Origin of the sequence: Sphingomonas floccifaciens, from assembly GCF_042681125.1 — a bacterium.
Taxonomy (GTDB): Bacteria; Pseudomonadota; Alphaproteobacteria; order Sphingomonadales; family Sphingomonadaceae; genus Sphingomonas; species Sphingomonas floccifaciens.
Map to the genome: position 1 here is coordinate 323,532 of NZ_JBHUFC010000001.1, position 26,752 is coordinate 350,283.

At 65.9% G+C, this 26,752-nt stretch carries 30 protein-coding genes; 10 read left to right on the forward strand and 20 right to left on the reverse strand.

The window, feature by feature from the left end; genetic code table 11:
• Positions 1-339: 339 nt before the first annotated feature.
• The 3 genes from ACFSC3_RS01505 to ACFSC3_RS01515 form a co-directional block, all read right to left on the reverse strand.
• Positions 340-591 carry a GlsB/YeaQ/YmgE family stress response membrane protein gene (locus ACFSC3_RS01505; RefSeq protein ID WP_380938026.1) on the reverse strand — a complete coding sequence of 84 codons (252 nt, stop codon included), beginning with the start codon at positions 589-591 and terminating at the stop codon, positions 340-342.
• Between the two features lie 204 nt (positions 592-795).
• Complete coding sequence (gene sciP / locus ACFSC3_RS01510; protein WP_380938028.1) at positions 796-1,095, reverse strand: CtrA inhibitor SciP; 300 nt, start codon at positions 1,093-1,095, stop codon at positions 796-798.
• Positions 1,096-1,217: 122 nt separating this feature from the next.
• A complete protein-coding gene (locus ACFSC3_RS01515; protein ID WP_380938030.1) occupies positions 1,218-1,442 on the reverse strand; it encodes a hypothetical protein in 225 nt (74 codons plus the stop codon).
• Positions 1,443-1,564: 122 nt separating this feature from the next.
• On the opposite strand from ACFSC3_RS01515, the gene mnmA reads away from it, so the two are divergent.
• The gene (gene mnmA / locus ACFSC3_RS01520) at positions 1,565-2,695 is read left to right on the forward strand and encodes a tRNA 2-thiouridine(34) synthase MnmA (RefSeq protein ID WP_380938032.1); all 1,131 of its coding nucleotides are present in this window, start codon (positions 1,565-1,567) and stop codon (positions 2,693-2,695) included.
• Positions 2,696-2,894: 199 nt separating this feature from the next.
• Here mnmA and ACFSC3_RS01525 read toward each other — a convergent pair whose 3' ends face one another.
• From ACFSC3_RS01525 to lipB, 3 genes are all read right to left on the reverse strand, one after another.
• Complete coding sequence (locus tag ACFSC3_RS01525) at positions 2,895-3,578, reverse strand: hypothetical protein (protein ID WP_380938034.1); 684 nt, start codon at positions 3,576-3,578, stop codon at positions 2,895-2,897.
• Positions 3,579-3,901: 323 nt separating this feature from the next.
• A complete protein-coding gene (locus ACFSC3_RS01530; protein WP_380938036.1) occupies positions 3,902-4,180 on the reverse strand; it encodes a hypothetical protein in 279 nt (92 codons plus the stop codon).
• 92 nt (positions 4,181-4,272) lie between these two features.
• Positions 4,273-4,938: a lipoyl(octanoyl) transferase LipB gene (gene lipB, locus ACFSC3_RS01535; protein ID WP_380938539.1), complete on the reverse strand. Its 666-nt coding sequence runs from the start codon at positions 4,936-4,938 to the stop codon at positions 4,273-4,275.
• Between the two features lie 99 nt (positions 4,939-5,037).
• On the opposite strand from lipB, the gene ACFSC3_RS01540 reads away from it, so the two are divergent.
• Both ACFSC3_RS01540 and ACFSC3_RS01545 read left to right on the forward strand, forming a co-directional pair.
• The gene (locus ACFSC3_RS01540) at positions 5,038-5,940 is read left to right on the forward strand and encodes a hypothetical protein (protein WP_380938038.1); all 903 of its coding nucleotides are present in this window, start codon (positions 5,038-5,040) and stop codon (positions 5,938-5,940) included.
• Positions 5,937-6,689 carry a hypothetical protein gene (locus ACFSC3_RS01545; protein WP_380938040.1) on the forward strand — a complete coding sequence of 251 codons (753 nt, stop codon included), beginning with the start codon at positions 5,937-5,939 and terminating at the stop codon, positions 6,687-6,689. Before ACFSC3_RS01540 ends, ACFSC3_RS01545 begins: the two co-directional genes overlap by 4 nt.
• A 123-nt stretch (positions 6,690-6,812) precedes the next feature.
• On the opposite strand, the gene ACFSC3_RS01550 is transcribed toward ACFSC3_RS01545, so the two are convergent.
• From ACFSC3_RS01550 to ACFSC3_RS01565, 4 genes are read right to left on the reverse strand one after another with little or no spacing between them, the layout of a single operon-like run.
• On the reverse strand, positions 6,813-7,400 hold the full coding sequence (locus ACFSC3_RS01550; RefSeq protein WP_380938042.1) for a GNAT family N-acetyltransferase: 588 nt from the start codon (positions 7,398-7,400) through the stop codon (positions 6,813-6,815).
• Positions 7,391-8,233: an oxygen-dependent coproporphyrinogen oxidase gene (hemF, locus tag ACFSC3_RS01555; RefSeq protein ID WP_380938044.1), complete on the reverse strand. Its 843-nt coding sequence runs from the start codon at positions 8,231-8,233 to the stop codon at positions 7,391-7,393. The genes ACFSC3_RS01550 and hemF overlap by 10 nt, the downstream gene beginning before the upstream one ends.
• A 60-nt stretch (positions 8,234-8,293) precedes the next feature.
• The gene (locus ACFSC3_RS01560; RefSeq protein WP_380938046.1) at positions 8,294-8,545 is read right to left on the reverse strand and encodes a hypothetical protein; all 252 of its coding nucleotides are present in this window, start codon (positions 8,543-8,545) and stop codon (positions 8,294-8,296) included.
• Between the two features lie 39 nt (positions 8,546-8,584).
• Positions 8,585-9,043: a tRNA (cytidine(34)-2'-O)-methyltransferase gene (locus ACFSC3_RS01565; RefSeq protein ID WP_380938048.1), complete on the reverse strand. Its 459-nt coding sequence runs from the start codon at positions 9,041-9,043 to the stop codon at positions 8,585-8,587.
• A 184-nt stretch (positions 9,044-9,227) separates the two neighbouring features.
• On the opposite strand from ACFSC3_RS01565, the gene petA reads away from it, so the two are divergent.
• Genes petA through ACFSC3_RS01580 form a run of 3 tightly spaced genes read left to right on the forward strand, consistent with a single transcriptional unit; the run spans position 9,228 to position 11,967 of the window.
• On the forward strand, positions 9,228-9,785 hold the full coding sequence (petA, locus tag ACFSC3_RS01570; protein WP_380938050.1) for a ubiquinol-cytochrome c reductase iron-sulfur subunit: 558 nt from the start codon (positions 9,228-9,230) through the stop codon (positions 9,783-9,785).
• A gap of 16 nt (positions 9,786-9,801) precedes the next feature.
• A complete protein-coding gene (locus tag ACFSC3_RS01575) occupies positions 9,802-11,109 on the forward strand; it encodes a cytochrome b (protein ID WP_380938052.1) in 1,308 nt (435 codons plus the stop codon).
• A 15-nt stretch (positions 11,110-11,124) separates the two neighbouring features.
• Positions 11,125-11,967, forward strand: coding sequence for a cytochrome c1 (locus ACFSC3_RS01580; RefSeq protein ID WP_380938054.1), 843 nt, complete (start codon positions 11,125-11,127; stop codon positions 11,965-11,967).
• Positions 11,968-12,661: 694 nt separating this feature from the next.
• Here ACFSC3_RS01580 and ACFSC3_RS01585 read toward each other — a convergent pair.
• From ACFSC3_RS01585 to ACFSC3_RS01630, 10 genes are all read right to left on the reverse strand, one after another.
• On the reverse strand, positions 12,662-13,951 hold the full coding sequence (locus ACFSC3_RS01585; protein WP_380938056.1) for an alkaline phosphatase family protein: 1,290 nt from the start codon (positions 13,949-13,951) through the stop codon (positions 12,662-12,664).
• A 63-nt stretch (positions 13,952-14,014) separates the two neighbouring features.
• Positions 14,015-14,275, reverse strand: a complete 261-nt coding sequence (locus ACFSC3_RS01590) for a hypothetical protein (protein WP_380938057.1) — start codon at positions 14,273-14,275, stop codon at positions 14,015-14,017.
• Positions 14,276-14,418: 143 nt separating this feature from the next.
• Positions 14,419-15,519, reverse strand: a complete 1,101-nt coding sequence (ychF, locus tag ACFSC3_RS01595) for a redox-regulated ATPase YchF (protein ID WP_380938059.1) — start codon at positions 15,517-15,519, stop codon at positions 14,419-14,421.
• Between the two features lie 81 nt (positions 15,520-15,600).
• Entirely contained in the window at positions 15,601-15,795 is a 195-nt protein-coding gene (locus tag ACFSC3_RS01600) for a hypothetical protein (RefSeq protein WP_380938061.1), read from the reverse strand.
• A gap of 180 nt (positions 15,796-15,975) precedes the next feature.
• Positions 15,976-16,554: a TIGR02466 family protein gene (locus tag ACFSC3_RS01605; RefSeq protein WP_380938063.1), complete on the reverse strand. Its 579-nt coding sequence runs from the start codon at positions 16,552-16,554 to the stop codon at positions 15,976-15,978.
• The gene (pth, locus tag ACFSC3_RS01610) at positions 16,554-17,123 is read right to left on the reverse strand and encodes an aminoacyl-tRNA hydrolase (protein WP_380938065.1); all 570 of its coding nucleotides are present in this window, start codon (positions 17,121-17,123) and stop codon (positions 16,554-16,556) included. The genes ACFSC3_RS01605 and pth overlap by 1 nt, the downstream gene beginning before the upstream one ends.
• Before the next feature lie 128 nt (positions 17,124-17,251).
• Positions 17,252-17,956, reverse strand: a complete 705-nt coding sequence (locus tag ACFSC3_RS01615) for a 50S ribosomal protein L25/general stress protein Ctc (protein ID WP_380938067.1) — start codon at positions 17,954-17,956, stop codon at positions 17,252-17,254.
• A 264-nt stretch (positions 17,957-18,220) separates the two neighbouring features.
• Entirely contained in the window at positions 18,221-19,120 is a 900-nt protein-coding gene (locus tag ACFSC3_RS01620; protein WP_380938069.1) for a TraB/GumN family protein, read from the reverse strand.
• 38 nt (positions 19,121-19,158) lie between these two features.
• Positions 19,159-19,815, reverse strand: coding sequence for a hypothetical protein (locus tag ACFSC3_RS01625; protein ID WP_380938071.1), 657 nt, complete (start codon positions 19,813-19,815; stop codon positions 19,159-19,161).
• Positions 19,793-19,996 (reverse strand): helix-turn-helix transcriptional regulator, encoded by a 204-nt coding sequence (locus ACFSC3_RS01630; protein ID WP_380938073.1) that lies wholly within the window; start codon positions 19,994-19,996, stop codon positions 19,793-19,795. Before ACFSC3_RS01630 ends, ACFSC3_RS01625 begins: the two co-directional genes overlap by 23 nt.
• 216 nt (positions 19,997-20,212) lie before the next feature.
• Here ACFSC3_RS01630 and ACFSC3_RS01635 point away from each other — a divergent pair, with 216 nt between their 5' ends.
• The 4 genes from ACFSC3_RS01635 to ACFSC3_RS01650 all read left to right on the forward strand — a co-directional run bounded on the left by ACFSC3_RS01635 (position 20,213) and on the right by ACFSC3_RS01650 (position 26,584).
• Entirely contained in the window at positions 20,213-21,052 is an 840-nt protein-coding gene (locus ACFSC3_RS01635) for a glycine--tRNA ligase subunit alpha (RefSeq protein ID WP_380938541.1), read from the forward strand.
• A 208-nt stretch (positions 21,053-21,260) separates the two neighbouring features.
• Complete coding sequence (gene glyS / locus ACFSC3_RS01640) at positions 21,261-23,399, forward strand: glycine--tRNA ligase subunit beta (protein WP_380938075.1); 2,139 nt, start codon at positions 21,261-21,263, stop codon at positions 23,397-23,399.
• Between the two features lie 75 nt (positions 23,400-23,474).
• Positions 23,475-26,120, forward strand: a complete 2,646-nt coding sequence (ppdK, locus tag ACFSC3_RS01645) for a pyruvate, phosphate dikinase (protein ID WP_380938077.1) — start codon at positions 23,475-23,477, stop codon at positions 26,118-26,120.
• Positions 26,117-26,584, forward strand: coding sequence for a hypothetical protein (locus ACFSC3_RS01650; RefSeq protein ID WP_380938079.1), 468 nt, complete (start codon positions 26,117-26,119; stop codon positions 26,582-26,584). Before ppdK ends, ACFSC3_RS01650 begins: the two co-directional genes overlap by 4 nt.
• The last annotated feature ends 168 nt before the right edge of the window (positions 26,585-26,752 follow it).

Sequence of the window (26,752 nt, forward strand, 5' to 3'; positions counted from 1 at the left end):
CCAGGCTGCCCGCGCGCTGACGAAGGGCGTGACCGTGCTACGCGCAGGCCTGAGCGTTGTTCCGGATCGACCTTCACCGATTGAGGGACGTCCGCTCATCTTTCTTCGTCATCCCGAACTTGATTCGGGATTCAGAGCCAAGAGCCGTCCCGCTTGGAACTCTGGATTCCGGATTAAGCTTTGGGCGACACCGTCTTCCGAATATCTATTCGCCGCAGGGTTGTAAGGCGCCGGCTCGTATATGTTTGAAGCGACACAGTTTTCGCACCCGCACCACATAGAAAAAGGGGCCGCCCCATGGGCGACCCCTTTTCACGACCGTATCGTGCAGGCTGGCGCTTAGCGCATCGACCCGCGACGGACGAGGTTGACGATCGCGAGCAGCACGATCGCGCCGATCAGCGAGTACAGGAAGCTCATCACGGTGATGCCGTTGTTGATGTTGGCACCGGTGACGAAGCCGGCGATGACGGCACCGACGATGCCGACGACGATGTTCAGGAAGATGCCCTGCTGTGCGTCGGTGCGCATGATGATGCTTGCGAGCCAACCGACAACGCCACCGACGACCAGCCAAATAATGATACCCATGACCAATCCCTCCGTTACATCCGGCCCTTTCCGGACTGTGTGACGGGAAAATGCGGCAGGGCGTGCTTTTGTTCCGGCGGCGTTTCTAATCATAGGTTGGAAAGTCGTTGAAAGCGGACCCGAAAGCGAAACGGCCCGCCTTCCCGGAGAGGGAAGACGGGCCGTTCCTGCGGATGACGTCAGGGGAGTCGACGCCGGACCTCGTCAAAATTTCTGCTGGCGTTCGTACAGCGAGCGATAGTGCTGGATGCGGGTCACGCGCAGGCCGGGCATGCCCGACCGGTCGATTGCGCGTTGCCAGCCGGCAAATTCCTCGGCGGTCAGGCCGTAACGATCGCAAACCTCGTCGACGGTCAGCAGGCCGCCATTAACTGCGGCCACGACTTCGGCCTTGCGCCGCACCACCCAGCGGGTCGTGCTTGGCGGCGGCAGCGTGTCCAGCGTCAGCGGTTCGCCGAGCGGGCCGATGACCTTCGCGGGCCGGATTTTCTGGTTCTCGATCATTCGTACCTCAAAAATCGGATGCGGTCCCGTCGCCGGATGCCGCCTCCCATTCCCATTCCTGTCTAACGACCGTTAGCGGCCGAGCTTGAACATCCTCTCAAGCGCCTCGGTAAACGGCGCCTTCATTCCTCTTTCCACCGTCTTAGCGCCGAGGCGGTAGTTTCACTAAAGCTGCCGGCAGCCGGCGCCATCAACGCATCGACCGGACCTATGCGATCAATCGCCGCCTGGATCCGTGCGGTCGGGCTCGCTGCCTGGCGGCTCGCCACCCCGACCATCAGCACGGCCAGCTCGACGGGCAGGGCGGTGACCTGTCCGGCGTTGAGGCGGGTGAAGCTGAGGTCCAAGTGCGCGTATCCGTTACAGGTGTCGATCCGAGACCCGGCTAATGCGGTAAGAGTGCTGAAGGGCGGGTAAAGGCGATGCGAATTTTGCGTCGAGCCGTTCGTCCCGCTAAGGGACGTCCACCATGTCCCCGGTTTCGTTCGACCTCTCCCAGCCGCTGTCGAAGCGGCGCATCGTCGTCGCCATGTCGGGCGGCGTCGATTCCTCCGTCGTCGCCGCGCTTGCCGCGCGATCGGGAGCGGAGACGATCGGCGTCACGCTACAGCTCTACGATCACGGCGAGGCGGTCGGTCGCGCGGGTGCCTGCTGCGCCGGCCGCGACATCCGCGATGCGCGTGCGGTGTGCGACGGCTTGGGCATCGCCCATTATGTCTTCGACCATGCCTCTTCGTTCCGCGAGCAGGTGATCGAGGATTTCGCCGACGAATATCTCGCCGGGCGCACGCCGATTCCCTGCGTGAAGTGCAACATGGGGCCGAAGTTCACCGACCTGTTCGCGCTTGCCCGCGATCTCGGCGCCGATTGCCTGGCGACCGGTCATTATGTCCGCCGCGTTGAGGGGGAGGGCGGGGCCGAGCTTCACCGCGCGCTCGATCCCGCGCGCGACCAGAGCTATTTCCTCTTCGCGACGACGCAGGATCAGCTCGACTATCTCCGCTTTCCCCTGGGCGGTCTGCCCAAGGCGCGGGTGCGCGAGATCGCGGCGGAGATGGGGCTCGGGGTCGCGGCAAAGCCCGACAGCCAGGACATCTGCTTCGTGCCCGATGGCAATTACGCCGATGTCGTGCGCAAGGTGCGGCCCGGCGCCGACGACGGCGGTGAGATTGTCGACGAGGACGGGCAGGTGCTCGGCCGGCACCGCGGGATCATTCACTATACCGTCGGCCAGCGTCGCGGGCTCGATATCGGCGGCGGCCATGATCCGCTCTATGTCGTCGGTCTCGATGCGGCGGCGAAGCGGATCGTTGTCGGGCCGAAGACCGCGCTGGCGGTTGCCGCGGCGCGGCTGACGGGGATCAACTGGCTCGGCGGCGATTTTTCCGGCCCGCTTACCGCCAAGGTCCGCAGCCTCGCCAAGCCGGTGCCCGCGCGGCTCGACGGTGACCGGCTGGTGTTCGACCAGCCCGAATATGGCGTCGCGCCGGGGCAGGCGGCGGTACTTTACGCGGGCGACCGCGTGCTCGGCGGCGGGTGGATCGCGGCGACGGAGCGGGCGGGGACTGGCGTCAAGGAGGACAGGGCGCAGTTCGTCTAAGTCTCGATCAGCCTGCTCAGATCTACGGGTATTTTGAAACGGTCGAAAAGTAGGGCCGTACCCATCCTGTTCGTGCTGAGCCTGTCGAAGCACCGTACTTCGTGCCGCAAGCGACGCGCGGGCGTATCGAAGTACGGTGCTTCGACAGGCTCAGCACGAACGGAGAAACCAAGGCAGTCGTCGCTCGGGCTCTATGATCTCACACGAACGGCGAGACATAGGCTCCGCAGGCCTTCGCCTGCCACTGTTGCTTCTTCCAGCACGCATCGTCGAACCGCGGCAGCGCGACGGGGGGCGGCGGGTTGAAGCCCCAGGGGAAGCGCTGCTCGCCGGCCAGCACCAGGCTGTTGCGCAGCTGGCGCAGGCGTTCCTGTGCCAGCGTCGTGAAGCTGCCGCGCGGCGTGAACACCGCCATATGCGCAATCTCGCCCGCCGTCTGGCAGAAGGTCAGCTGCGCGCCGACCGTCGAGAAGCTGGAATAGACGCGCGTGCCGTATTTATCGAGTTCGGTCTGGCCGGCCTTCGGCGTCTTGTTGACGCGGTTGAAATACTTGCCGAGCACGGCGTACTGGCTCGCCAGTTCCGCCTCGTGATCCTTGATGAGCTTGTTGTAATTGCCCAGTGTCAGCAATTGCGGCGCGAACTGGCACTGGAGCGCGGCGACGTTCAGTGCCGCGCGCAGGTTCCAGGCGAGTGCTGCCTTCAACTCGTCCGGCGTCGCGCCGGGAAGGGCCTGGCTCACCATGCCGGGCTCCGTACCGTCGACCGGCTGGCCGCGCAGGTCCGGCGACTGGAAGAAGAACTGCGCCTGTGCCGGCGCCGCCGCCGCGACCGCCATACCCGCGGCCACGACCATCGTCAGGATACGCAACGTCTTGTCCACCCTCTCGCATTCGGCGGCACGACACCGCTCAAGCCGGTGATTCAATATGCTTAATCGACGTTCCGCCCAAGCGGTTTCTGCGCTCGGTACGGCGCGCAGGACCTGAGATTGCGACGAACCGAATCCGCGGGAGGGGGGCAGTGCTTCCCTTACCGCCATCCGTCCCGGTTTCGCTCGGCACCATCCCGATCGATCACGCCAGCCGGCGGACGGCGGAACCCGTAAAGGAAAAGGGCCGCCCGGTCGCCCGGACGGCCCCAATCTATTCCGTCACGATGGCCGCGGGAGGCTTGGCCCCCGCGTACCCGTCCGCGACGCGATGATTACATCGCGTTCGTGGTCGTCGTCGTGGTGGTGTTCGACATCATCATGTCGTTCGACATGGTGGTGTCGTTCGACATCATCATGTCGTTGCCCATGGCGCCGTCGACCGGGGTCATGTTGTCCGACATCGTGCCGTCCATCGTCGCGTCAGTCGCGTTCAGGTCGGTGATGACGGTGTTCTCGGTGGTGTTGGTGGTCGAACCACCGCAAGCCGAAACGAGCAGCGCCGCGCCGGCGATCATCGAGCCGGTGACGGCCTTGGTGAGAAGTGCACGCATTGTGGAAGCTCCCTAGATAAGGCGATCCGGGCCGGCTGGATGCCCTGTAATACCCAAATCGTGGTGGACATTAGTCAAACAGTCCCCGCCCCTCAAGTGTCGATTTTCACGGGGCAGGCAAGTGCGTTCAAAAACGCCTGAGCCGAAAACGCCAATGCGGCGTCGAAGGTTGCGAAGGATGCGTCCTTCCCCAGCGCCTCGGCACTGGTGACGCCGAAATCGGCGATGCCACACGGCACGATGCCGCCGAAGTGCGACAGGTCGGGCGCCAGGTTCACGGAGAAGCCGTGCATCGTCACCCAGCGCTTCACCCGAACCCCGATCGCGCCGATCTTCGCCTCGCCGCGCGTTGGATCGTGCGTCCAGATGCCGATCCGCCCCTCGGCCCGGAACGCCGCTATGCCGATTTGCGCCAGCGCGTCGATCACCCAGCCTTCGAGCGCGTGGACGAAGCAGCGCACGTCCTTGCCGCGCTTCGCCAGGTCGAGCACCAGATAGCCGACCCGCTGGCCGGGACCGTGATAGGTATAGCGCCCGCCGCGTCCGGTAGCGTGCACGGGAAAGCGCGGATCGACCAGCTCGGCCACATCGGCGCTGGTGCCCGCGGTGTAGAGCGGGGGATGTTCCAGCAGCCAGACCAGCTCGCGCGCCTCGCCCGCCTGAACCGCGCGGTTGCGCGCCTCCATCTCCGCCAGCGCGAAGTCATAGGGTACGGGCGCGGCACTGACCCGCCATTCGATGTCGTCGAGTTCCGCCATGATCCGCGTCACATGCGAAGCCGCACGGTGATTGGCAAGCGGTGACGGCTTACGCTAAGCGCCGGGTTCGAAAATCGGTGGGATCGGTAGGACGCTGCGATGGTGACGATGGGCTATGTTTGGGACCGAACCGTCGAGACGGTGGGGGAGCGGCTGTCGGTCGTCCTGCCGATCGCGATCGTCGGCCTGTTCCTGCCCGCGACGATCATCGCGAGCCTGCAAGGCGTGCTGACCGCCGGTGACGCCCGTGTGCAACTGATCGTCAACCTGGTCTCGCTCGCCTTTTCGGTGCTGTCGCTCTGGGCGCAGCTCGCGATCGTCGCCGCGGCGGTCGATCCGCGTCGTGGCTTGGGTGCGGCGGCGCGACACGGCGTCGCGCGGTTGCTGCCGGCGATCGGCATCGTCCTGCTGCTGATGCTGGCAATGGCGGTCGCCTCCATCCCGGTGTTCGGCTTGCTGGCGTCGGGCGGGATCGATGCCGCGGCGGTGCAGAAGGGGCAGATCGCCATCGCCAATCTGAACCCCGGCATGGTGGTTGCGGCGATCCTCTATGGATTTGCCGTCCTGCTGGTCCTGCTGTTCGTCGGCGCGCGTCTAGCACCGCTGCTGTCGGTTGTATCGGAGGAGCGGCGCGGGGTCGGTGCGATCGCGCGCGCCTTTCGCCTGACGCGCCGGCTGACCTGGCGGCTGGCGGGCGTGGTGGTGCTCTACGTCGTGATCGTGACCGTCGCGACGATGGCGGTGCGGACGGTCTTCGGCACCGTGTTGCGGCTGTTCGACGGCGGCAGCGGGCCGATCACGCTGACGAGCGTCGTGACCGCGATCGCGACGTCGGCGGTGTCGGCGGCGTTCTCCGTCCTCGCTACCATCTTCTGTGCGCGCCTTTATGTGGTGCTTGCCGAAGCGACGGATCGCGCGGTTACGCAAAGCGCCGCACCGGCCGTGCCGGTCCATGACGCTCCTGCCCGTGCCGGTTTGGCCCACGACGGTCCTGCGTCGTGAGCCAGTCCTTCTCCGCCCCCTTCCTCGACGCGCGGGCGGCCTGGCGTCGCGATAGCGCGCTGCTGCTGCCGCTTGCCGGCCTGGGTTTCTTCCTGGCGCCGCTCGCGGTTCAGTTGCTGCTTCCCGCGCTGCCGGCGATGCCGCAGACCAGCGACGAAGCCGCGGCCCGTGCCTGGTTCGCGGCGATGCAGGCCTGGGCGGGGCGCTACGGCATCTGGTATCTGCTGGCACCCGCGATCGCGCTGGTGGGGGCGCTCGCGGTCTTCACGCTCTATCTTTCGCCGGAGCGGCCGACGCTCGGCCGGGCGCTGGCGCGGGCGGGGCTGTTGTTCCCACGTTATCTGCTGGCGTCGATCCTGGTGTCGCTGCCGATGGGGATGCTGCTGTGGGTGACGCTGATCGCGCCGTTCCTGCTGATCATCGCCGCCGGACCGATCTTCTACATCTACGGACGCACGATGCTGATGGGGCCGGCGATCGTCGCCGAAGCGCCGATGGGCGCGGTCGCCGCGATCGCGCGCAGCTGGGCGCTGACCCGCGGGCGCGGCTGGATCCTGGCGGCGACCTATGCCACCATCTTCTTCGTCCCCGGCCTGCTGGGCAGCGTCGTGCTGTCGATCGGGGCGTTCGGTGGCAACAATCCGGTCATCATCGCGATCACGACCGGTCTGGCCTGCCTGTTCGTCGCCGGCGGCTCGCTGCTTCTCGCCCTCGTCGAAGTCTCGCTCTACCGCCGGTTGTCGCGCTAGAGCGGGGAGCGATCAGCTTTGATCACTCCCGTTCGTCCTGAGCGAAGTCGAAGGGCAGCTCTCCGCAAGGTGCTTCGACTTCGCTCAGCACGAACGGTTGAACAAAGCTGATCGAAACCGACCCTAATCCGCCAGACAGGGCACATGCGGCGCCACGTCGCGCGGCAGGATGCCGGTCGCGCGCGGGTCGGGGAAGGTTTGGAGGGTGCGCTTGTACGGGACGAAGCCGCTCGCCCGGTAGAACCCCAGGGCGCGCGGATGATCCAGCGTACAGGTGTGCACCCACACCCGCGTGACGCCGGGCGCCCAGGCCCGTTGCAGCGCATGCGCCATCAGCCAGCGACCATGGCCCTGGCCGGCGAGTTCCGGAATCAGTCCGACATAGGACAGCTCGCACGTCCCGGTTTCGCGGAAATCGAGTTCGAGCATCCCAACCTCGATCCCCGCAGGATCGACCGCGGCGTAGATCTCGACCCGGTCGTCATGGACGATTCGCGTCAGCACGGCATTGTCCATCACCAGTCGCGAGAACCACAGCCACGGCCCCCCGATCCGCCGGAACAGCGCGCGATAGGTGCCAAGCGCCGGCGTCTTCCACCGCACCAGCCGCAGTCGCGAATCGGGCAGCGGGCGGGGGCGGGGCCGCTCGCGCATTTCCAGCGAGGTGACGATCGTCGCCACGTCGCCGTTCGAGACGGGGATCAGGCCCATATCGCGCGCGGCGGCAGGCTCATCAGGATCGCGTCGATATTCCCGCCGGTCTTGAGCCCGAACAGGGTGCCGCGGTCATAGACCAGGTTGAATTCGGCATAGCGCCCGCGCCACGCCAGCATCGCCGCTTCGTCCTCTGGTGTCCAAGCGTCGTTCATACGCCGCCGCACGATTCGCGGGTAAGCGTTGAGGAACGCCCGGCCGACGTCCTGCGTGAACGCGAAGTTCGCCGCGAAATCGCCCTCCAGATGGTCGTAGAAGATGCCGCCGACGCCGCGGTTAACCCCGCGGTGGGGGATGCGGAAATACTCCTCCGCCCAGGCCGAGAAGCGGTCGTAATAGTCCGCCCCATGCGCGTCGCACGCCGCCTTCAGCTCGGCATGGAAGTCCTGCGTATCATGCGGCTCGGGCAGCGGCGGATTCAGGTCCGCGCCGCCGCCGAACCAGCGTTTGGTCGTCGCGAGGAACCGGCAGTTCATATGGACCGCGGGCACATGCGGATTGGTCATGTGCGCGACCAGGCTGATGCCGGTGGCGAAGAATCGCGGGTTCTCCGCCGCACCGTGGATCGACTTAGCGAAGTCGCCCTCGAACGTACCCCCGACGGTCGAGACGTTGACCCCGACCTTCTCGAACACCTTCCCCTTCATAACGCCCCGCACGCCCCCCCCACCGGGCGCGCCCGACGGATCGGCGCGGTCCCATGGCGTATAGTCGAACGCGGCTTCGGAACCCGCCTCCCGCTCGATCGCCTCGAATTCGGCACAGATGAGGTCGCGAAGGTGCTCGAACCACTGGCGAGCTTGGGTCTGTTCGGCGTCTAGCGGCTGCATGGGCAGCGCCTTAGCGGAGCCAGGGCGGAGAGGTCGATAGGGCGGAATGTCTCAGGGCGGTCATGCCTCCGGTGAGGGCTTCGCTCCAGCGCTCTTGGCATCGCTAACGTCGCCGATTTCGGTCTGTTTCTCAATCCGTTCGACCGCGACCTTCTTTGCGGGATCTAGGAATTCGGAAAACGCGAGCCCCAGGGCGAGCGTGGTGGCGCCGGTCGCAGCGGATCGCGAGGGCTTGGCCTTTCGAAGGAGCCAGGGGAGCGCAAAGAGGAAGAGCGCAAATGCGACGAGGGACAGTAGCGAAACCATCGCCATCACATGTGTCCGCCGGACGGCGCAGACAATAGTGCCCCATCACGCAGTCGCCAGCGGCCACCCACCAGTTTGTCGCAGCCCTTCCGCCAGCACGATCGCCGCCGACACGCTCAGGTTCAGCGAGCGCAGGGGCGGGGCCATCGGGATGACGACGCGGGCATCGGCGCGGGCGTGGACCTCTTCCGGCACGCCTGCGCTCTCACGCCCGAACAGCAGCACGTCGTCCGCCTGGAACGCGAAGTCGTGGAGCGGCGTCGCGCCGCGCGTCGTCAGCAGCACCAGCCGGCCGCCGGCTTGTGCCTGGAATGTGTCCCAATCGGCGTGGCGGGTGACGGAGACGTGGTCGATATAATCCATTGCCGCTCGTGCGACCCGCTTGTCGTCCCACTGGAAACCCATGGGTTCGATCAGGTCGAGTGGGACGCCCAGACACGCGCAGGTGCGCATCACGGCGCCGACATTGCCGGCGATATCGGGCTGGTACAGGGCGATACGCATGGGTGGGCCGGTAGTCCTGTGCAAGCGCGGACGCAAATTGCTGTTGGCAAAGCGGGCGGGGCCTGTTTATCAGGCGAGCCAACCACCGGGGGCAACCGGGGGTGCATGGCGGCGTGTCCGCGATGATTCCCGCGTATCGGCGCCTGTTCGTGGCGCTACTGTTTCGAAGTGCAAGGGCTAGTGCATGGCAACTGACCACGAGGCGATCGCAGAGGGTCCGCAGGACCCCCGCCGCCGCGATTATCTGCAGATCGGCGCGGTTGCGTTCGCCGGCGTCGGCGTCGGCGTGATCGCGCTGCCGCTCATCAACCAGATGAACCCGTCCGCCGACGTGCTCGCCGCGTCGAGCACCGAGGTCGACGTCTCGGCCATCCAGCCGGGGCAGGCGATCAAGACGACGTTCCGCAAGCAGCCGCTGTTCGTCCGCAATCTGACGCCGGCGGAAATTGCCGCCGCCGATGCAGTGCCGGTGTCGTCCTTGCGCGATCCCGAGACGCTGGAGCAGCGGACCAAGCCGGGCAAGACCAACTGGCTGATCACGCTGGGCGTGTGCACCCATCTGGGCTGCGTGCCGCTGGGCGCGGGCGAGGGCGAGAACAAGGGGCCGTTCGGCGGCTACTTCTGCCCGTGCCACGGCTCGGCCTATGACACCGCCGGTCGCATCCGGCAGGGTCCGGCGCCGACCAACCTGCACGTGCCCGACTATGTATTCACCTCCGACACCGTCGTGACGGTCGGCTGATAGGGATCCTGACACCATGAGCTTTCCCTGGGCCAGGCATTATGAGCCGAAGGCGCCGCTGATGAAGTGGCTGGACGACCGGCTGCCGCTGCCGCGTCTCGTCTACAATGCCGTCGGTGCGGGCTATCCCGTGCCGCGCAACCTCAACTATTTCTGGAACTTCGGCGTGCTCGCCGGCGCGGCGCTGGCGATGCAGATCGTCACCGGCATCGTGCTCGCCATGCACTTCTCGACCGATGCGAACACCGCGTTCGGCTCGGTCGAATCGATCATGCGCGACGTCAACGCCGGCTGGTTCCTGCGCTATGCGCACGCCAACGGCGCGTCGATGTTCCTGGCGGTCGTCTACATCCACATCGGCCGCGGCCTCTATTACGGCTCGTACAAGCCGCCGCGCGAGATGGTGTGGCTGCTCGGCGTCGTGATCTTCCTTCTCATGATGGCCACCGCCTTCATGGGCTATGTGCTGCCGTGGGGCCAGATGAGCTTCTGGGGTGCGCAGGTCATCACCGGCTTCTTCTCCGCCATTCCGCTGGTCGGCGAGACGATCCGCATCTGGCTGCTGGGCGGTTACGCGCCGGACGCAGCGGCGCTCAACCGCTTCTTCTCGCTCCACTATCTGCTGCCGTTCGTGATCGCCGGCGTGGTCATCCTCCACATCTGGGCGCTGCACATTCCGGGGTCCAACAACCCGACCGGCGTCGAGGTGAAGGACGAGCAGGACACCGTGCCCTTCCACCCGTACTACACGGCGAAGGACGGCTTCGGCCTGGGCGTGTTCCTGCTGATCTTCGCGACGCTGATCTTCTTCGCGCCGAACCTGCTGGGCCACCCGGACAACTATATCCAGGCCAACCCGCTCTCGACGCCGGCGCACATCGTGCCCGAATGGTACTTCCTGCCGTTCTACGCGATCCTGAAGTCGTTCACGATCGACTTCCTGTTCCCGGCGAAGCTGTGGGGCGTGCTGGCGATGTTCGGCTCGATCCTGCTGCTGTTCTTCCTGCCGTGGCTCGACACCTCGCCGGTGCGCTCGGCCAATTATCGGCCGGTCTACCGCTGGTTCCTGGTCGCGCTGCTCGTCGACGTCCTGATCCTGGGCTATGTCGGCGGTGCGGAACCGATCGCGCGCAACATCATCATGGGCCAGATCGCATCGGCCTATTACTTCCTCCACTTCCTGGTGATCCTGCCGATCGTGTCGGCCATGGAACGCCCGCGCCCGCTGCCCAACTCGATCACCGAGGCGGTTCTGGCAAAGCACGGCGGCACCAGCCCAGCCCATACCGCGATGAGCGGCGGCGCGATCGCGCCGGCCGAATAAGGGACGAGAGACATCATGGTTCGCATCATCGGCGGTCTCGTCGGTCTCGCCTTCGCGGTCATGGCGCTCGTCGGGTTCATCTCGACGACCGTCGGCGCCATCCAGGAGCCGGAGAAACCCACCGCGGAGCACGAGTTCCACAAGGGGCCGGAAGAGCTGAAGCTGGCATCGAACGGTCCGTTCGGCCACTTCGACAACCAGCAGCTGCAGCGCGGCTTCCAAGTCTACAAGGAAGTCTGCTCGGCGTGTCACTCGCTGAAGCTGGTGTCGTTCCGCGACCTCCAGCAGATCGGCTATTCGGAAGCCGAGGTTAAGGCGATCGCGTCGCAGTGGGCGATCGAAACGCCCGCCCCGAACCCGGAAACGGGTGAGATGGCGACGCGCAAGAACCTGCCGTCGGATCGCTTCCCGGCGCCGTTCGCCAACGACATCGCCGCGCGCGCCGCCAACAACAATGCGGTGCCGCCCGACCTGTCGCTGATGACCAAGGCGCGGCACGACGGCCCGGCCTATGTCCACTCGCTGCTGACCGGTTATCAGAACCAGCCGGCGGAACTGCTGCGCAAGTTCCCGGATGCGAAGACGCCGAAGGGGCTGCACTACAACCCCTATTTCGCGAACCTCAACCTCGCGATGGCGCCGCCGCTGACCAGCGATGGTCAGGTCCAGTATACGGACGGCACCAAGCCGACGGTCAATCAGATGGCGACCGACGTCGCGGCGTTCCTGACCTGGACCGCCGAGCCGAAGCTGCAGACGCGCCATGCGGCGGGTTGGGCATCGGTCCTGTTCCTGGTGATCTTCTGCTTCCTGACCTGGGGCGCCTACAAGAGCGTCTGGCGCGATACGAAGCACTGAGCGGGCTGCCCCCGATTTGCTCAGACAGATCGGGGAGTTCTCTAGGCGGGCAGCGATGCCGCGGCTGGAGAAGCGACAATTCAATGCGGGCGGTGTGTCTACAGACGCGCCGCCCGTTTTGCTTTTGGGGGGCATTGTGTCCCGCCAGCTCCAGGCGGTTGGCGTATCAGAGGACACCCGTGCCGGGGCCATCTCGCCCGCTCCCGCTCGTCCCGGAGCACGGTCCTGCCGTCTCGATACCGGCTAACGTTTCAACCTTAGCATCCGCGAACCGGTGCCGTGTTCTGCCGTGTTGGAGTCGGTTTCGATCAGCCCTGTTCCACCGTTCGTGCTGAGCGAAGTCGAAGCACCAAGTGGAAGGCAGCCCTTCGACTACGCTCAGGGCGAACGGGAGCGAACAAAGCTGATCCAGGACGGCCTGTATCAAATTCGATGCGTCTGCCTGCTCCGGTGAAGGCCAGAGCACTGGCAATTGCAAGCGCTTCGACCTTCACCGCTCCGGCCTGCATCCGGGCGCAAATGGTCTCCGGTTGTCTGGTTCACGCCATTGGGGCGCTCGGATTTCCATACTGACCAGAGATCACGTCGGCCAATAGGAGACATCCTGTGCCTTCAGCAGGATGCAAGACGACCGCACCCCGTTTATTCGACCCTCGCGAGAGTGCGACCCCTCGTACATCGGTGTCGTCCAATCCTACCGCAATGCTCTCTCGACCGGCGCGAGCGTGCCGTCACGGTCCGCTACCTGGGGCATGCCGAGCACCCGGCGGATCAGGGCGTAGACGTCGACATTGTCGAACACCGGTAGCGTTCTCCCCGAAGCGAAGGCGGGGCCGCTGGCGATGAAGATCGCGCGCATGTCGGGAGCATCGTGGTCATAGCCATGCTCGCCGCCGGTTGGCCGCGTGGGCGGCTTCGCCATGATGCGCCAGCCCGGATCGGCGAGGCAGAACCAGGCCGGGATGCGCGGGTTGCTGCCGTAATAGAAGCGGGCGGGGATCTGCGCCTTGGGCCAGCACCGGACGTGCGCGCGCGGACGCGACAGACTCGCGGCCAGCGCAGCTTCGCGGCCCTTTACCGGTTGGAAACTCGCGAACACGCCCGTCTCGACGGCCCGCCCATCGGCCTCGGAGGCTAGTTCGGCAAGCGGGATGACCTGATCCTTGGTCACCGGCGTCATGCCGTGATCCGACACAACCACGATGTTGGCCGGTTGGCCCAGCGCGGCAAGTTCCGCGGTCAGATGCCCGATCGCGCGGTCGACCCGGCCGATCGCGTCGTTCGTGCGGGCATCGTCGGGGCCATAGCGATGCCCCATCGTGTCGACCTCGTCGAAATAGAGCGTCAGGAAGCCGGGGCGGGTCGCCGCCGGGCGTCGCAGCCAGTCGATGACGGTGTCGACGCGCTGATGGTCGTCAACGGCTTCGCCATAGGGTGTCCAGTCGTCGGGGCGCCGGCCGCCGATCACGTCGTTGGGCCACTCATCCTCCCGCACGCCGCCGAAGGCGACCGAGGCGCCTGGCCAGAACATCGCGGCGCTGCGAATTCCGGCGGCCTCTGCGTCGATCCACAGGGGCGAGGCTGCATTCCACCACCAGGGGTCGTCGGTCGCCATCGTGAATTTCTCACGCTTGCCGGCGGGGTCTTCCATATTGTTGGACACGATCCCGTTGCGGTCGGGCCGCAGCCCGGTGACGATCGCCCAATGGTTGGGGAAGGTTTTGGACGGGAAGGACGGGCGCATCGCGGCGCGCGTGCCGTTCGCGGCCAGGCGTGAGAGGTTGGGCGTGATCCCGCGATCCAAGTAGTCGGGGCGGAAGCCGTCGATCGACACCAGGATCGTGACCGGCGCGCGGACGGCTGCGTCGGCAGGGACGGCGGCGGGAAGGAAAGGCCGGGCGGTTTCCGTCCGAGCCGACGGTACCGTGGTACAAGCGCCGAGCGACAACACGGCAAGACCGGCAAGCAAGATGGGGGAGCGCATCCCCCATCCTTGCCTCAGCCGTGTGACAATCTCCAGACGCCTGCCGTCAGCGGCGCGCTGCGATCAGTAGAATGCGCCGGGGCGGGGGTCGATGTCGTAGGCGGCGGGGATCATCATCAGCGCCGCGCCAGGGGCGTCGACGATCCGCGGGCGAATCGGTGCGCCGGGCAGCTTGCGCTCGGGTTTGCGCGGCATCGTCGCGCGCGAACCGGATTCGGCGCGGGAGCCGGTCTCCGTGCCGGTCGATGGCGGGGCGGTGTCGGCCGCCTGCACCGCGGGCGCGGCGAGCAGGGCGGCAGCAGCGAGCAGGGAACGAAGCGTCATAGTCATATCATACACCTTCGCTCTCCCCGCCGCAAGCGATCGATGGGCCTTCGTCCGCGTGGATGCAACCCTGATCGCAGCCGTGAGTAAGCCGACCTTCCTGCACCGGCGATGAAGGCTGCGGGCGGCCGCCCCCTTGCGGATCAGACGTTGAAGCGGAACAGCATCACGTCGCCGTCCTTGACGACATAGTCCTTGCCCTCCGAGCGCAGCTTGCCGTTGTCGCGCGCGCCGGCTTCGCCCTTGAACTGGACGTAATCGTCGTAGGCGATGGTTTCGGCGCGGATGAAGCCGCGTTCGAAATCGGTGTGGATCTCGCCGGCCGCCTGCGGGGCTTTAGCGCCGACATGCGTGGTCCAGGCGCGCGCCTCCTTCGGGCCGACGGTGAAGAAGGTCAGCAGCTTCAGCAGGTCGTATCCGGCGCGGATGACGCGGGTCAGGCCGGTTTCCTCCAGACCCAGCTCGGCCAGGAATTCGGCGCGGTCCTCGACCGGCATCGTCGCGATGTCGGCCTCGATCGCCGCCGACACCACCACCGCCTGCGCGCCCTCGGCCTTCGCCTTTTCGAACACCTTGGCCGACAGGGCATTGCCGTTGGCCGCGTCTTCTTCGTTGACGTTGCAGACGTAGAGCACCGGCTTGGCCGTGATCAGCTGGGATTGCGCAAAGACGCGCTCCTCCTCGACGTCCTTGGGCTGGGTCAGGCGGGCAGGCTTGCCATCGCGGAGCAACTCCAGCGCCTGGCCCAGCACGGACGCGGCGACCTTCGCTTCCTTGTCGCCCTGCGTCGCCTTCTTGGCGAGGTTGGGGACGCGCTTTTCGAGGCTTTCCAAGTCGGCGAGCATCAATTCGGTCTCGACCGTTTCGGCATCCGCGATCGGATCGACCTTGTTGTCGACGTGCTGGATGTCGTCATTCTCGAAACAGCGCAGGACATGGACAATCGCGTCCACCTCGCGGATGTTGCCGAGGAACTGGTTGCCCAGCCCCTCGCCCTTCGACGCGCCGCGGACCAGGCCGGCGATGTCGACGAAGCCCAGCTGCGTCTCGATGATCTTGGCCGAGCCTGCGACCTCAGCCAGCTTCGACAGCCGCGGGTCGGGCACGGCGACGTTGCCGACGTTCGGCTCGATCGTGCAGAAGGGATAGTTGGCGGCCTGTGCGGCGGCCGTCTCGGTGAGCGCGTTGAAGAGCGTCGACTTGCCGACGTTCGGCAGGCCGACGATGCCGCAGCGGAAACCCATGTGTCAGAACCTATCGGATAAGAGCGTTTTCAGCCGGTGCCGATAGGGGAAGGGCGGCCGGAACGCCACCCCTGCGCAGGCTCAGACGTAACCCAGCGCCGATCCCGCGGCATAGCCGGTCAGGAGCACGGCGGAGGTGCTGAGCAGGCCGACCAGAGCATAGCCAGCATAGACCAGCACGGGCGCATGGGGACGCCGCTGGCGGTGGTTGCGCTCGACGCCCGTCAGGACGAAGCTGAGCAACAGGCTGCAGGAAAAGGCCAGCACTTCGAACATGATATCCCTCGTGACGAACGAATTTCGACACCAGGCCCCCCGCCCGGTCCGACCGTGCTGACGCATGCCCGGTACGCGGGCAAGCGCGATGCTTCGCACGTGCGGAAAAATACGACGAGTTGAGTGGAACCTTTTTGGCTTCGCCGCATCGATCCGTGAGGCGACATTGACAGAGGTTGGTTAACGATAGTTGAAGCTGATCGAAATCCGGTCCTCTTTCGCCGCGTTCGGCATCACTTCATGCCGCAGCCAGCTTTCCCACAGGAACACGCTGCCCGCCTGCGGTTCGGCATAGACGAAGGTGTCGGGGCGGGCGGGGGCGGCCATCAGCATGGGCAGGCGCGGGTCTTCCAGCTTCAGCGCGCCCGATCCCGGTGGGACGGCGACATAGACGGTGCCGGAGACGACGCTGTGCGGGTGGATGTGGCCGCTGTGCGTGCCGCCGGGTTTCAGGACGTTGACCCACAGGCTGTCGAGTTTGAGCTTTTTGGCCAGAGTGAAGCCGCAATCCTTGGTGAAGGCGGCGACGTGACGGTTGAGCAGCCTAACGAGATCGTCGAACCGCGGATCGCGCAACGGCAGATCGTCGAGCGACGCGTAGCTGGTATAGCCGCGATAGCCATGCTGCTTCGACCAGGCGCGGCCGGCGCGATCCTCCTGCGCCAGTTCGCGGGCGGCGTCGGCGAGTTCCGCGACCAGCGCATCATCGCCCAGGTCGGCTTCGTAGAATTGGGTGGGAAACAGGCTGCGGCTCGGCATCAGTTCTGCATCCTGAGAGCGACATCGTTCATGAAGCGGACGTCGTCGCCCTTGGCCAGCCAGTCCGCTTCGGCGGCGATCGCGCCGAGCAGGTCGCTCAGCGGCTCGACCTCGGTCTTGTGCCAGTTGGACAGGACGTGGCCGGTTACGCGGTCCTTGTGTCCCGGATGGCCGATGCCGATGCGCACGCGGCGGAAGTCGGGGCCGATATGCTGGACGATCGACTTCAGCCCGTTCTGCCCCGCGGTGCCGCCGCCGGTCTTCACCTTGAGCGTCAGGGGCGCGATGTCTAGTTCGTCGTGAAAGACGGTGATGTCGGACGGAGCGAGCTTGAAAAAGTCCATCGCCGCGCGGACCGACCGGCCGCTTTCGTTCATGTAGGTGCCGGGTTTCAGGATGACGACCTTGTCGCCACCGACGCGCCCGTCCTGCGTCCAGCCCTGGAACGCCTTCTTCGGTGCGGAAAAGCCATGGACCTCGGCGATCGCATCGACCGCCTGGAAACCGGCATTGTGCCGGTTGAGGGCATATTCGGGGCCTGGATTGCCCAAGCCGACCCAGAGTTGCATTCGGTAAACTCCCTCTCCCCGTCAGGGGAGAGGGGCGGGGAGAGGGGCGGTGTCTCACCGAGACCTGTCGCCCGCGGCACTGCCCCTCTCCCAACCCTCTCCCCGGCGGGGAGAGGGCTTCACATGGCTTACTCGCCCTTGGCTTCGCCGTCGGCGTCGTCGCCTTCGGCCGCATCGCCTTCGGCGGCTTCGGCCTGCTGCTCGGCAGCGGCTTCAGCGGCCTGGGCATCGGCTTCGGCCAGCGATTCCTGGACGTCGGCCTTCATCGCCGACGGGGCGATGATGGTGGCGATGGTGAAGTCGCGGTCGTCGATCGTCGGCTCGGTGCCCTTGGGCAGCTTGACGTTCGAGATGTGGATGGTGTCGCCGACTTCCAGGCCGGCGAGCGAGATCGTCACTTCGCTGGGGATTTCGGCTGCGTCGCAGACCAGCTCCAGCTCGTGACGGACGATGTTCAGCACGCCGCCCTTCTTGATGCCGGGGGCGTCTTCTTCGCCCGTGAACACGATCGGCACCGCGACGGTGACGGTCGAATGCTCGCCGATGCGCAGGAAGTCCACGTGCAGCGGGCGATCGGTGACGACGTCGAAGGTGACGTCCTTCGGCAGGGTGCGCACGGCCTTGCCGCCGGCGTTCACCATCACCACCGAATTCATGAAGTGGCCCGTGTTCAGCAGCTTCATGAGCTCGCGCTCATTGACGCTGATGCTCTGCGGATCCTTCTTCAGGCCGTAGATCACGGCGGGGACGCGGCCTTCGCGACGCAGTGCCCGGGAGGCTCCCTTGCCAGCCCGGTCACGCGTCTCGGCCGACAGGTTAAGCGTGTCGCTCATTGTCGTATTTTCCGATTCGCTAGATGCTAATGTTCGTTTCGCCCCGGCAGGCCTCCAGGGATGACCCTGCCGCGACAAGCGCGCGCCCTTAGCGGGGATGGGGCGGAAATGCAATAAAGCTCCCTCTCCCATCTGGGAGAGGGAAGGGGCCCGCCCGGCGTCAGCCGGGTGGGAAGGGTGAGGGCAGGCGGCAGCCCATCGCCGCCCTCACCCTCCCGCAGCTTCGCTGCTCCTTCCCTCTCCCACCGGGAGAGGGACAGTGGTTCAGTACTGAACCCGCACCGCCTTCAGCTTGTACGCGCCCAGATTGTCCTGCACGCTACCCTTGCCGGCCAGATGGCCCGCGCCGACCGCGATGAACACGGTGCCCGGCTGCTTCATCCGCTCCGCGATCCATGACGCCCAGCGTGCGTTGCGGTCGTAGAGGATGGTCTTCGCGACTTCGGGCGAGTCCTTCATGCTTTCGTTGAGCAGCACCGCCAGCTTGTCCGGCTCGCCCGCCGCCCAGTCGGCGACCATCGTTTCCATCGTCTGGCCGATCTTGGGCATTTCGTCGACGGTGCCGGTCAGGAATTCGGTCTGCGCCTTTGGCGACAGCGCGTCGAAGAAACCGATCTGCTGCTCGGCGGTTTCCAGGCCGCTGACCGTCTTGCCGCTCGACTTCGCGGCCTGGGCCAGCGTCTTCTCCGCGCCGCTGTTGGGGTCATAGCCCGCCTTCATCAACGGGATGAGGCTGAGATTCACGGCGGCGAACCAAGGCTTGTACCCGTCGAACGCGGTTGCGGGCAGGCCCACCTCCGACATCGCCTTCAGATACTTGCCGCGCGCCGGCTCGGGCAGGCTGGCGGTCAGCGTCTGGCCGGCCGGCTGGGTCGCCTTGCTCAGCACGATCTTCTGCATCGTCGCCGCATCGGGCTCGACCATTTCGAGCACCAGTTCCTTCGACCCGTCGAACGCGGTCTTCACCGCCTCGTCGAACCAGGTCAGGCCGGGCTTCAGCACATGGACGGTGCCGAACAGATAGATGGTCGTGTCCTCGTCCTTCACCACCCACAGCGCCGGATCGGCGTCCTTGGCGGCCGGGGCAGGGGCCTGCTGCGCGCAGGCGGGGAGCGCGAGCAACAGCGCGACGGCGGACATGGAGGTCTTCATCAAGCGATTCATGGACAGCGTCCTTCGATAAGAAAAGGGAAAGTGTCGGATCAGCGGTAGCGTTTCCAGGAATATACGGCCCCGGCGACGGTCAGCGTCGTCCAGAAGATCGCGTCGTGGACGTAAGGGACGACCAGCCCGATTTGGCCGGCGAGATATTGCGCGAAGAACAGCGCGGCGTAGACCGTCATCCCGCAATAACAGGCCCACAGATTGGCATCGCGTTCATGGTCGTCGATCGCGCGCATGTAGACGATCGTGCTCCGGACAAGGGCGTAAGCGACAGCGAGCGCGCCAACGGCTGCCAGGGCGATCCGCGGGGCGCCGGCCGGTACGATCGTGGCGAAGACGCCCGAAATGCCAAGTACGAAACCCACGATCAGACAGTCGCGCCAGATGCCGGACACCACCAGTCGACGCGCATTCGCGCTGCGTTTCCACGCGACGTCCGTGTCGTAGGCAATGTGGCGGCGATAGTCCCGCCACAGTTTGAGCGCGCCGATCAACAAGCCGAGCGTAAAGACGATCAGCATGACCACCCGCGCCGTATCGTGCCGGTCAGGTCCGGGGACATGGGGGGCGAAGTAGGCGGATGTGAACCCGATCAAAATCGGCGGGACGATCGTCCAGGCAACCAGTGCGCCCGCCCAACCAAGCGCGCGTCGCGTCGTCCAGAACCGGGCGTCATCCATCGTGATGCTCGTCATCGAAAATCTCCTCGATCCGCATGTCGAACAGGCGACCGATCCGGAACGCGAGCGGCAGGGAAGGATCGTACTTCCCTGTTTCGATTGCGTTTACAGCCTGTCGCGACACGTCGAGCCGACCAGCGAGTTCCGCCTGACTCCAGTCGCGTTCGGCACGCAGCACTTTGAGGCGATTCTTCATGTCCACCTCCTGTTGCATGGCCTGTGATCCTTGTCACCGTCCCTTGACCCAATGTCAGGTTTCCATGACTAAATGACAGCGAGTTGTGACCATGTCAATAACACCTGACAAAATGTGTGGTAAGGCTGTCATGTGCGGGCGGCGGAGTTGACCCCCCGCGGCTTACGCGGCAGTGCAGCGCGCGTGACCGATACCCGACCGCTCTCCTTCCAGCGCATGATCCTGACGCTCCATGATTACTGGGCGGCACGGGGCTGCGTGATCCTGCAACCCTATGACATGCGCATGGGGGCGGGGACGTTCCACCCGGCGACGACGCTGAAGTCGCTCGGTCCCGATCCGTGGAAGGCGGCCTATGTCCAGCCCTGCCGCCGCCCGACCGACGGCCGCTATGGCGAGAACCCCAACCGGCTGCAGCATTATTATCAGTATCAGGTGATCCTGAAGCCGAGCCCGCCCGACCTGCAGGAACTGTATCTCGGCAGCCTGGCAGCGATCGGCGTCGACATGGCGACCCACGATATCCGCTTCGTCGAGGATGACTGGGAATCGCCGACGCTGGGCGCGTGGGGGCTGGGCTGGGAAGTCTGGTGCGACGGGATGGAGGTGACGCAGTTCACCTATTTCCAGCAGATGGGCGGCTTCGACTGCCTACCCGTCGCGGGCGAGCTGACCTACGGGCTGGAGCGGCTGGCGATGTACATCCAGGACAAGGACAACGTCTACGACCTGGCGTTCAACGACGATGGCGTGACTTACGGCGACGTGTTCCTGGAGAACGAGCGCCAGATGTCGACCTGGAACTTCGAGGTCGCGGAGACAGACGCGCTGTTCGACCTGTTCCGGAAAGCAGCGGCGGAGTGCGAGAACGCGTTGGAACGGGGCCTGCCGATCCCGGCGTATGAACAGGCAATCGAGGCAAGCCACATCTTCAACCTGTTGAACGCACGCGGCGTGATCTCTGTCGCGGAACGGCAGGCCTATATCGGCCGTGTGCGTGATCTGGCGAAGGGCAGCTGCGCGGCGTGGATGGCGAAGAATGGGTGGTCGGCGTGAGGCCCGTTTTCGAAGAATTGGTTCAGAGAAGGCGCGAAGGCGCGAAGATGTTTCGCTTGCGGCCACTTCAACCGCGTCCGCGGCCTTCGATCCTGACGCGTTCGACCCGACCGCAGGTCTCGCTGACGCGAGACAGGGCCACAGGCAATCCCTCTTCGCGCCTTCGCGCCTTCTCTGAACAAACCTTCTTCTGCCAGGCCCAAACCCGATGACCGATTTCCTGCTCGAACTCCGCTCGGAGGAAATCCCGGCGCGCATGCAGGGGAAGGCGCGGGAGGATCTGGCGAAGCTGTTCGCGGGTGAACTGGCGAAGGCCGGGCTCGCGGCCGATGAGATCGTTACTTACGCGACCCCGCGCCGGCTGGCGCTGATCGCGCGCGGCCTGCCGCAGGCTACGGACGCGGTGAGCGAGGAGCTGAAAGGCCCGCGCACCTCCGCACCGCCGCAGGCGCTGGACGGGTTCCTGCGCAAGACCGGCCTGACCCAGGACCAGTTGGTCGACCGCGACGGCGTCTATTTCGCGGTCGTCGACAAGCCTGGCCGCGCGATGGCGGACGTGCTGGCCGAAGCGATCCCCGCGATCGTCCGCGCCTTCCCCTGGCCCAAGTCGATGCGCTGGGGCGCGGCGTCGGCCTCGACCGAGAGCCTGCGCTGGGTCCGTCCGTTGCAGGGCATCGTCGCGTTGTTCGGCGACGACGTGATCGAGTGCGAAGTCGCCGGCATCCGGAGCGGTGCGGCGACGGTCGGCCACCGCTTCCACCATCCGGGCGCGATCACGATCGGTTCGGCGGCGGACTATGTCGAGAAGCTGCGCGCCTGCCACGTGATCGTCGACCAGGCCGAGCGCGCCGGCATCATCGCGATGGGCGCGACGATGCTGACCGCGAACGCGGGCCTGACGCTGATCCGCGACGAAGGCTTGCTGGAGGAGAACGCCGGACTCACCGAATGGCCGGTGCCGCTGCTCGGCCGGTTCGACCCCGAATTCCTGAGCGTGCCGGCGGAAGTCATCCAGCTGACCGCGCGGGTGAACCAGAAATATTTCGTCTGCAACGACAGCGCCGGCAAACTCGCCAACGCCTTCGTCTGCGTCGCCAACATCGACGCGACCGACGGGGGCGAGAAGATCGTCGAGGGCAACCGCAAGGTGCTCGCCGCCCGCCTGAGCGATGCGCGCTTCTTCTACGAGACGGACCTCAAGACGAAGCTTGAAGCGCTGCCTCCAAAGCTGGAAAAGATCGTCTTCCACGAGAAGCTGGGCACGGTTGCGGACAAGGTGGACCGCGTCGCCAAGCTGGCGCGGTGGCTGGTGAAAGAGGGGATTATTCCTCTCCCGGCGGGAGAGGAAGGGGCCCGCCCGGCGCAGCCGGGTGGGAAGGTGAGGGCAGGGGAAGGCGCCGTTGGCGACCCTCACCCTTCCGCGCCTGCGGCGCCCCCTCCCTCTCCCGATGGGAGAGGGGCGTGGGCCGACCTCGCCGACCGCGCCGCGCGTCTTGCGAAGGCCGACCTCGTCACCGGCATGGTCGGCGAATTCCCCGAGCTCCAGGGCCTGATGGGCGGCTATTACGCCGCCGCCCAAGGCGAAGCCCCCCGCGTCGCCGCCGCGATCCGCGACCATTACAAGCCGGTCGGGCAGGGCGACGACGTGCCGACCGATCCGGTGACGGTCGCGGTCGCGCTGGCGGACAAGCTCGACAGCATCACGCAGTTCTTTGCGGTCGACCTGAAACCCAGCGGCTCGAAGGATCCGTTCGCGCTGCGTCGCTCTGCGCTGGGCGTGCTGGCGATCATCCTCGACAACCGTCTGCGCTTCCCGCTGCGCTCGGCGGTCAGTGCCGACGTGCTCGACTTCTTCGCCGACCGCCTGAAGGTCCAGCAGCGTGAGGCGGGGGTCCGCCACGACCTGATCGACGCGGTGTTCGCATTGGGCGGAGAGGACGACCTCGTCCGCCTGCTCGCTCGCGTCCACGCGCTCCAGGCGTTCGTCGCATCCGAAAACGGCAAGAACTTGGTCGCCGGCTACAAGCGCGCTGCGAATATCCTCAAGAAGGAAGCATTTGAGGGGGCGGAGAACAAACCGCTTTCCTACATGCCCGAACCCGCCGAAGAAGCGTTGCGAGCGGCACTTGACGAGGCCGAGCCGAAGGCGAAAGCGGCGGTCGAAGCCGAGGATTTCGAGGGTGCGATGGCTGCGCTTGCCAGCCTGCGCGCGCCGATCGACGCCTTTTTCGAGAGCGTGACCGTCAACGACACGGATCCGGACAAGCGATTGAGCCGTTTGGCGCTGCTCGCCCGCATGCGCGACGCGGTGCATGCGGTGGCCGATTTTTCGAAGATCGAAGGTTGAGGGGTTATCGGCCCACACGACTCAACTTTCTCAACATTCGCCGCAAGCGCGAAGTCTGACACGGGGACAGGAACGATGACGCAGTACGTTTACCGCTTCGGCGGCGGGGTGTCGGACGGTGGGCGCGGCGACCGCAACCTGCTGGGCGGGAAGGGCGCAAACCTCGACGAGATGGCGTCGATCGGCCTGCCGGTGCCGCCGGGTTTCACCATCTCGACGCCGATGTGCGCGGTCTATTATGACGAGGGCGGCAAGTTCCCCGACAGCCTGAAGGCTGAGGTCGCCAACGGCATCGCGCACATCGAGCAGATCACCGGCAAGCGCTTCGGCGACGCCGCCGATCCGCTGCTCGTCTCGGTCCGTTCGGGCGCGCGGGCGTCGATGCCGGGGATGATGGACACGGTCTTGAACCTCGGCCTGAACGACGCGACGGTCGAAGGGCTGGCTACGGTGTCGGGTGACGCGCGCTTCGCCTGGGACAGCTATCGCCGCTTCATCCAGATGTATTCGGACGTCGTCCTGGAGTTGGATCACAGCCGCTTCGAGGAAGCGCTGGAGATCGCTAAGGAAGACAATGGCTATTATCTCGACACCGACCTGACCGCCGACGACTGGCGCAAGCTGGTCGACGAATACAAGGCGCTGGTTCAGGAACTGTGGGGCAAGCCGTTCCCGCAGGACGTCCACGATCAGCTGTGGGGCGCGATCGGCGCGGTGTTCGGATCCTGGCAGTCGGAGCGCGCGAAGGTCTATCGCCGCCTTAACGACATTCCGGCCAGCTGGGGCACGGCGGTCAACGTCCAGGCGATGGTGTTCGGCAACATGGGCGACACGTCGGCAACCGGCGTCGCCTTCACCCGCGACCCGTCGAAGGGCGATAACGCCTATTACGGCGAATTCCTGATCAATGCGCAGGGTGAGGACGTCGTCGCCGGCATCCGCACGCCCCAGTATCTGACCAAGGCCGCGCGCGAAGCCGCCGGCGCCAAGCCCGCCTCGATGGAAGAGGCGATGCCGGAGGTGTACGGCGAACTCGCCAACGTCTTCGACCTGCTGGAGCGCCACTATCGCGACATGCAGGACATCGAATTCACGGTGCAGCAAGGCAAGCTCTGGATGCTCCAGACGCGCTCGGGCAAGCGCACCGCCAAGGCGGCGCTGAAGATCGCGGTCGACATGGCGAACGAAGGACTGATCACGCGCGAGGAGGCGATCGCGCGGATCGATCCCGCCGCGCTCGACCAGCTGCTCCATCCGACACTCGATCCCAAGGCGCCGCGCGACGTGCTGACCAAGGGGCTGCCGGCCTCGCCCGGTGCCGCGTCGGGCAAGGTCGTCTTCACCGCCGACGCCGCCGAGACCGCGGCGAAGGACGGGCAGGACGTCATCCTGGTCCGCGTCGAAACCTCGCCTGAAGACATCCACGGCATGCACGCGGCCAAGGGCATCCTGACCGCGCGCGGCGGCATGACCAGCCACGCCGCCGTCGTCGCGCGCGGCATGGGCCGTCCCTGCGTATCGGGCGCGGGCGCGCTGTCGATCGGCAACGGCGTGATGCGCGTCGGGGACCGTGAGGTGAAGGAAGGCGATATCCTGACCATCGACGGCTCGACCGGCGAGGTCATGGCCGGCGCAGTACCGACCGTGCAGCCCGAGCTGTCGGGCGACTTCGGCACGCTGATGGAATGGGCCGACGGCATCCGCCGGATGAAGGTCCGCACCAACGCCGAAACCCCCCTCGACTGCCGCACCGCGCGCGATTTCGGCGCGGAGGGCATCGGTCTGTGCCGCACCGAGCATATGTTCTTCGAGGCAAGCCGCATCACGTCGGTGCGCCAGATGATCCTGGCGTCGGACGAGGCCGGACGCCGCGCGGCGCTGGAGAAGCTGCTGCCCGAACAGCGCAGCGACTTCGTCGAGATCTTCGAGACGATGGCGGGCCTGCCGTGCACCATCCGCCTGCTCGACCCGCCGCTGCACGAGTTCCTGCCGCATGCCGATGCCGAGTTCGAAGATCTGGCGACCGCGACAGGCATCGATATCGACACGCTGAAGCGCCGCGCAGCCGAATTGCACGAGTTCAATCCGATGCTCGGCCATCGCGGGTGTCGCCTCGGCGTGACCTACCCCGAAATCTACGAGATGCAGGCGCGCGCGATCTTCGAGGCGGCGGTCAGCCTGGAGGCCGCGCCGGTGCCGGAAATCATGATCCCGCTGGTTGCGACCAAGCGCGAGCTGGAGCTGATGAAGGCGGTCGTCGACAAGGCGGCCGAAGCCGTGTTCGCGGAAACCGGCAAACGCGTCGATTATCTGGTCGGCACGATGATCGAACTGCCGCGTGCGGCGCTGCGGGCGGGTGAGATCGCCGAAGCCGGGCAGTTCTTCTCGTTCGGTACCAACGATCTGACCCAGACGACGCTGGGCGTGAGCCGCGACGACGCCGCGCGCTTCCTGACCGACTATGTCGAACAGGGCATCTACGCGAAGGACCCGTTCGTCAGCCTGGATGTCGAGGGCGTGGGCGAACTGGTGAAGCTGGCGGCCGAGCGTGGACGTGCGACGCGCGGCGACATCAAGCTGGGCATCTGCGGCGAGCATGGCGGTGATCCGGCCAGCATCGCCTTCTGCGAGGCGGTCGGGCTCGATTACGTCAGTGCCTCGCCCTACCGCGTGCCGATCGCCCGGCTGGCGGCAGCCCAGGCAGCCCTGAAGGCTCGGTGACGTCGGACGTCGACGCGGCGAAGCTGGACCGCTTCGCCGCAGACCTGACCGCGGGCGGCATCGTCACCCGCGTGCTGGAAGCGTGGGCCGGCGGACCGGTGCGGGCGGAGCGCGTCGCGGGAGTGGCCGAGGCGTCGGCGCAGACGCGGGCGCTGCTGCGGGCGGACACTGGTACGCCGCTCGGCTTTCGTCGCGTGCGCCTGCTATCCGGCGATCGCCTTTTGTCGGAGGCGGACAACTGGTTCGTACCCAGCCGGCTCCCGTCGACGATGCGCGATATGCTGGAGGGGAGCGATACACCGTTCGGCATCGTCATCACGCCGTTGTCGCCGCGGCGTGAGACGCTGACGTGCGAACGGTTCGCGGGCGATTCGATATTGCTGGTACGGGCGCTCGTCCTGGCAGGCGACGGCACGCCGCTGGCGCTGGTCGAAGAGCGGTATCGGCGGGTCATTCTCGACTGACCTGCCTATCGCCGTCGAGATGGCGATCCGTCGCACAGTTCATTTGTACAAAACCAGATTATCACGTAATTTCAGTATCAAATTGGGGCATTTTAAGGACTTGGGCGCTTGGTCATCGGCGGAATCTAAGTTAACGCCGGGTTAACGAGTCATGTTCGGGGGGGCCCG

Coding starts and splice junctions, on each gene's coding strand:
- ACFSC3_RS01505 (WP_380938026.1), bottom strand. CDS start 591: ATGGGTATCATTATTTGGCTGGTCGTCGGTGGCGTTGTCGGTTGGCTC.
- sciP (WP_380938028.1), bottom strand. CDS start 1,095: ATGATCGAGAACCAGAAAATCCGGCCCGCGAAGGTCATCGGCCCGCTC.
- mnmA (WP_380938032.1), top strand. CDS start 1,565: ATGTCCCCGGTTTCGTTCGACCTCTCCCAGCCGCTGTCGAAGCGGCGC.
- ACFSC3_RS01530 (WP_380938036.1), bottom strand. CDS start 4,180: ATGCGTGCACTTCTCACCAAGGCCGTCACCGGCTCGATGATCGCCGGC.
- lipB (WP_380938539.1), bottom strand. CDS start 4,938: ATGGCGGAACTCGACGACATCGAATGGCGGGTCAGTGCCGCGCCCGTA.
- ACFSC3_RS01540 (WP_380938038.1), top strand. CDS start 5,038: ATGGTGACGATGGGCTATGTTTGGGACCGAACCGTCGAGACGGTGGGG.
- ACFSC3_RS01550 (WP_380938042.1), bottom strand. CDS start 7,400: ATGGGCCTGATCCCCGTCTCGAACGGCGACGTGGCGACGATCGTCACC.
- hemF (WP_380938044.1), bottom strand. CDS start 8,233: ATGCAGCCGCTAGACGCCGAACAGACCCAAGCTCGCCAGTGGTTCGAG.
- ACFSC3_RS01560 (WP_380938046.1), bottom strand. CDS start 8,545: ATGGCGATGGTTTCGCTACTGTCCCTCGTCGCATTTGCGCTCTTCCTC.
- ACFSC3_RS01565 (WP_380938048.1), bottom strand. CDS start 9,043: ATGCGTATCGCCCTGTACCAGCCCGATATCGCCGGCAATGTCGGCGCC.
- petA (WP_380938050.1), top strand. CDS start 9,228: ATGGCAACTGACCACGAGGCGATCGCAGAGGGTCCGCAGGACCCCCGC.
- ACFSC3_RS01575 (WP_380938052.1), top strand. CDS start 9,802: ATGAGCTTTCCCTGGGCCAGGCATTATGAGCCGAAGGCGCCGCTGATG.
- ACFSC3_RS01580 (WP_380938054.1), top strand. CDS start 11,125: ATGGTTCGCATCATCGGCGGTCTCGTCGGTCTCGCCTTCGCGGTCATG.
- ACFSC3_RS01585 (WP_380938056.1), bottom strand. CDS start 13,951: ATGCGCTCCCCCATCTTGCTTGCCGGTCTTGCCGTGTTGTCGCTCGGC.
- ACFSC3_RS01590 (WP_380938057.1), bottom strand. CDS start 14,275: ATGACGCTTCGTTCCCTGCTCGCTGCTGCCGCCCTGCTCGCCGCGCCC.
- ychF (WP_380938059.1), bottom strand. CDS start 15,519: ATGGGTTTCCGCTGCGGCATCGTCGGCCTGCCGAACGTCGGCAAGTCG.
- ACFSC3_RS01600 (WP_380938061.1), bottom strand. CDS start 15,795: ATGTTCGAAGTGCTGGCCTTTTCCTGCAGCCTGTTGCTCAGCTTCGTC.
- ACFSC3_RS01605 (WP_380938063.1), bottom strand. CDS start 16,554: ATGCCGAGCCGCAGCCTGTTTCCCACCCAATTCTACGAAGCCGACCTG.
- pth (WP_380938065.1), bottom strand. CDS start 17,123: ATGCAACTCTGGGTCGGCTTGGGCAATCCAGGCCCCGAATATGCCCTC.
- ACFSC3_RS01615 (WP_380938067.1), bottom strand. CDS start 17,956: ATGAGCGACACGCTTAACCTGTCGGCCGAGACGCGTGACCGGGCTGGC.
- ACFSC3_RS01620 (WP_380938069.1), bottom strand. CDS start 19,120: ATGAATCGCTTGATGAAGACCTCCATGTCCGCCGTCGCGCTGTTGCTC.
- ACFSC3_RS01625 (WP_380938071.1), bottom strand. CDS start 19,815: ATGACGAGCATCACGATGGATGACGCCCGGTTCTGGACGACGCGACGC.
- ACFSC3_RS01630 (WP_380938073.1), bottom strand. CDS start 19,996: ATGAAGAATCGCCTCAAAGTGCTGCGTGCCGAACGCGACTGGAGTCAG.
- ACFSC3_RS01635 (WP_380938541.1), top strand. CDS start 20,213: ATGATCCTGACGCTCCATGATTACTGGGCGGCACGGGGCTGCGTGATC.
- glyS (WP_380938075.1), top strand. CDS start 21,261: ATGACCGATTTCCTGCTCGAACTCCGCTCGGAGGAAATCCCGGCGCGC.
- ppdK (WP_380938077.1), top strand. CDS start 23,475: ATGACGCAGTACGTTTACCGCTTCGGCGGCGGGGTGTCGGACGGTGGG.